Genomic DNA, 4,248 nt, shown 5'->3' with positions numbered 1-4,248 from the left:
TCCGTGCGGCGCTGAGGGATGGGCGCAGCATGTCGCTTATCTACCGCGCGTACACCTCCGACGACCTCGGTGCTCCGGCCCATGCGCCGCACCGGTTCAAGATCAAGGGCGGTTCAGTCACGGCGACCCAGGTCTCGGTAACCGCCGGCTACTTCGACCTACTCGACACCCGGTGGCCACGCAAAAGCTACAACCTCAACGAATTCCCAGGGCTGCGCTACCTATGAATACCGACAAATACACCCTTGGCGTTTACGTCGAGGGCGGCAGACTGTGGCCGCACGTCGACTGTTACGGGCTGGTGCTGGAGGTACGCCGCGACCTGGGCCTGCCGGCTTGGCCTGAGTGGTCTGAGATGCGCAAGGCCGATGGTGGGTTCGTGCGGGCCTGCGAACAGATGATCCAGTGCGCTGTTACTTCCTGCGTACCGGGTCACGGCGTGGTCGCTGCTGCATACCGGGGCCAGGTGCAGGACCACGTAGCGATCGTACTAGAGGTGGCCGGCGCCCTTGAGGTGCTGGAGATCAACCCCAGGCGCAACGTCAGCCTGACGCCCCTTCGCCGCTTTGAGCGCCGTTTTTCCCGAGTGGAGTACTACCGATGATCAGGCTTTACCCCAGTGGCCTTGAGGGCGAGCCGCTTGAAACACACGTCATCGAGGCCCCGATCCTGCTGGTTGATTGGTTGAAGCAGCAGGCGCCGGATTTCTCTCTGGAGCGCGAACACCCCATCTGCATCAAGGTCGGTGGCGAGCTTCTGCCGGTGGTGGCCTGGGCTGAGTTCGTGGTGCGACCGGAAACCGATGTGCGCATCTATCCCGAGCCGCGGGCCAGCGCCTTGGTGGTGGCGGCCTGGGCTGCTGTGGCTGTGGCAGCTGTCGCCTTGGTCATGGTCCTGTCCATGAAGACGCCCGGGGTATCGCAGCCCGGCCAGGGCGACACCATCGACCTCAACCCCGCCAAGGCCAACCGAGCCAAGGTCAACGAACCTGTGCGGGAGATCTTGGGTCGCTACAAGGTTTATCCGGACTATGTGGTGCAGCCGGTCTCGCGTTTCGTCAATGAGCGCGAACTGCACACGAGCCTGTGCCTGTGCGTAGGTGCTGGATCACACGTCTTCCTGCCCAGCAGCATCAAAATCGGCGACACCCCGCTGGCTGCGTTTGGCACGGATGTGTCGTACGCCACTTACAACCCGGGCGAGAGCTTGGCGGGCGACACTCGGGCGGAAAACTGGTACTCGGTGGGGGAGGTCGGTGGTACCGACGCCGGCACCTCAGGCCTGGACACGGCATCGACAGCAAGCGGAGGAACCTCGGTGATTGCCGATGCGCTGGTGCTTGGCGGCCTGAGTGTGAGCCTTGCGGGCGAGAGCCCTGAATTTCCCGAGGTGTGGGACAGCGGGTTGACCGTTACCATGCGCACGCCAAACAGCTATACGGTGAGCAGCGTTGGGGAGTACGACCGGATCTCCGGACCTCTGGGTGATCTGGCTCCGTTCGTGGGTATGAAGGTCACCTTGTCCACCGATATGGACTATGACCTGGTGGTGGCCAGCTACTCGCCCTATGTGCCTCCGGTGCCCGGGTCGGGGGGCAGCCCATCGGCCGTGCAGGCGAGCGCATCGCCAACTACCTACGACTTCACGGCTTCCCCGGCGGTATGGACGATCACCTACCGGGGGAGTACGCGGACCATTTCGCTGGCGTCTAACTACTTGAACATGAGCGGCTTGGTCTCCTCGATCACCTCCCAGCTTGATGGAATGGGACTGACGGCCCAGGACAACTCAGGCCGCCTGCTGATCGCTGAGCCGTCGAGCCCTTACCGGGGCGGCACTCTCTCGCAGTCGAATGCCCCAGTGGCCGTGTTCGGCGTGGCCCCGGTATACACCGTGGGTTCGGCGTCAGCCGGCGGCGTGCCAGAGCAGCCGGCGTACATCGATCTCAACTATGAAAACGGCACTCCCTTCGCCGGTCTTGAAGATGGATCGCAGCGGCTATCCCTGGGCTATCGCAGCCACCGCTACACCATCACTGCCATTGATGGTCTAACCATGAGCGTTCAGCGCCTCACCGATGCCGGTGTGATAGATACCGGGTGGGCAGGGTTTGCTGTTCGGACGCTATTGGACTTCTCCCTTAGCGCGGATGGTGCCTCCAACCTGGACTGGCTCGGTCCATTTATGGCCGTGCCGGAGCAGGAGGTGACCGATACCATCGAGTATGATTTCTATCTGCCAGGCGGTCTTGCCTGGTACAAGAGCAATGGCCATCGTCGGGCGGGATCGCTGAATGTGTTTGTCGAGTGGCGTGATGCGGCAATCGGTGGCGCTTGGACCAGAGAGGTGCACAACCTGCAGAGTAACACCGAGGACGCCATCGGCTTTACCTTCCGTAAGACACTGCCGTACAAGATGCGACCGCAGTACCGAGTTAGACGCGAAAATCCCGAGAGCGGCGGGAACACCCGCGACACCGTTTACTGGTATGGCCTGCGCTCGAAGCTGGAAGCCCCTGCAGTCTACCCCGGGGTGACCATCTTCACTGCATCGATCAGAACCGGAGACCGCCTGGGTGCTCAGTCAGATCGGCGCGTTAGCTTGGTGGCTGAGCGGCTATATGAAGGCTTCCCTGGTCGTTCAATCAGTGGCGCAGCGCTCCACGTTCTTGGCAGTCTAGGCATTCTGTCTGACGAGGTCGACACAGCGAAGCTGCTCGGGCTTGAGTCGTCATACTGGACGCCCCGCGGCGAGACTTTCGACCTGGAGTACACCGAAGCTTCGTCGGTGCGGGAGGTGCTGCAAACGATCTTCGCGGCCGGCATGAGTCATCTTACGCTGACAGAGGGATTGATTAGCGCGATCCGGGAAGGTGTACAGCCCGTTAGGGGCACCATCACTAACCACGAACTTACCGACGAGCTCACCGCCTCATTCACTGCGCCTGGCCAGGATGACTTCGACGGAGTAGACGTGAAGTATGTCGACCCACGTACCTGGTCAGAGGAAACAGTGCCTTGTCGGATCGGTGACAGCCTTGGCCTGAAGGTCGATGCCATCACTTTGAATGGTGTTCTGGATCGGGATCGCGCCTGGCGCATCGGCATGAGGCTGTTGCGCAAGCACCAGTCCCAGCGTTGGTCGTACTCTGGAACCACCGATCTCGAAGTGCTGTGCTATGAACGCTTTGATCGCATCGCCCTGGCCGACGACATTCCAGGAACCAGCCAGTCGGCACTGATCATCGGCGCTCGGCAGGTCGGCGACCGTGTCGTACTCGAGGTGACGGAGCCGCTGGACTGGGGCGTGGACAGCCCGCGCATCATGATCCGGCGTCATGACGGGTCTGCCACCGCGCTGATCGTGCCGACCCGGGTAAGCGAGTACGAGATCAGCATTGCCGCGACCGACTTGGATTTTGATCTGGTCACCGACCTCGCGATAGAGCCGGCCCGGCTTCTGTTCGCAGCGTCTACCCAGGTCGGCTACAGCGCAATGATGAGCGAGATCAACCCCGGCAGCGACGGCAGTTGCGACTTCACGGCCCTCGAGTATCGAGATGACTATTACGCCGACGACGACGGCTTCGCACCGACATAAGGACCGATCATGGTGGTCTACCCAAAATCGTTGCCCATGCCGCTGCGCGAGGGCTACGGCTTCACCCCCGTCAGCCCGATTCGCAGATCCAACAAGGTCAGCGGGCGATCAGTACAGCGACGGCTTTACAAGAGCGTTCCAACAGTCGCCGCGGTGCGCTGGATATTCAGCGATGCGCAGGCGCTGGCATTCGAGGCCTGGTTCGATGAGCAACTAGTGTCTGGCAGCCAATGGTTCGAATGTCCGTTGAAGGTCCCAGGCGGCATTGGCGTTTACAAGGCCCGGTTTGTGGACGTCTACGAAGGTCCCACCTTGATGGGCCAGAGCAGCTGGTCCTTCTCGGCCAGCCTTGAGCTATGGGAGCGCCCCATCATGAAAGGCGGTTGGGGGAATTATCCGGACCTGATTGCCGGCGCCCCGCTTATCGACTTGACAGTCAACCAAGAGCTGCCCAAGCCCAAATAGCTCCTTGCTGCAGCCGCTGACTACCGGCCGAGCAGGACCCAATCGAGCATACCCGCCCAGTGCGGGTTTTTTTGTGCCAGGAGAAAATATGGCTTTTGACCCCACAAACCCACTGGGCTCGAGCGATCCACGTGACCTGATCAACAACGCGTCGATCTTCGATCGGTACATGACCGACAGTGA

At 61.3% G+C, this 4,248-nt stretch carries 4 protein-coding genes; all 4 read left to right on the top strand.

The annotated features are described in order from the left end of the window. Positions 1-227: DUF1833 family protein (locus tag DMX12_RS28655; RefSeq protein ID WP_146226883.1), on the top strand; the 227-nt coding region annotated here is incomplete at its 5' end. After that, a complete protein-coding gene (locus DMX12_RS28650) occupies positions 224-604 on the top strand; it encodes a hypothetical protein (RefSeq protein ID WP_054881557.1) in 381 nt (126 codons plus the stop codon). The genes DMX12_RS28655 and DMX12_RS28650, both read left to right, overlap by 4 nt. Beyond that, positions 601-3,600 carry a host specificity factor TipJ family phage tail protein gene (locus tag DMX12_RS28645; protein ID WP_054881558.1) on the top strand — a complete coding sequence of 1,000 codons (3,000 nt, stop codon included), beginning with the start codon at positions 601-603 and terminating at the stop codon, positions 3,598-3,600. The genes DMX12_RS28650 and DMX12_RS28645 overlap by 4 nt, the downstream gene beginning before the upstream one ends. A 9-nt stretch (positions 3,601-3,609) precedes the next feature. Next, on the top strand, positions 3,610-4,065 hold the full coding sequence (locus tag DMX12_RS28640) for a hypothetical protein (protein WP_054881559.1): 456 nt from the start codon (positions 3,610-3,612) through the stop codon (positions 4,063-4,065). The last annotated feature ends 183 nt before the right edge of the window (positions 4,066-4,248 follow it).

Source organism: Pseudomonas sp. MB-090624 (assembly GCF_003205245.1).
Taxonomy (GTDB): domain Bacteria; phylum Pseudomonadota; class Gammaproteobacteria; order Pseudomonadales; family Pseudomonadaceae; genus Aquipseudomonas; species Aquipseudomonas juntendi.
This window is presented reverse-complemented; position numbering and strand designations above follow the sequence as displayed.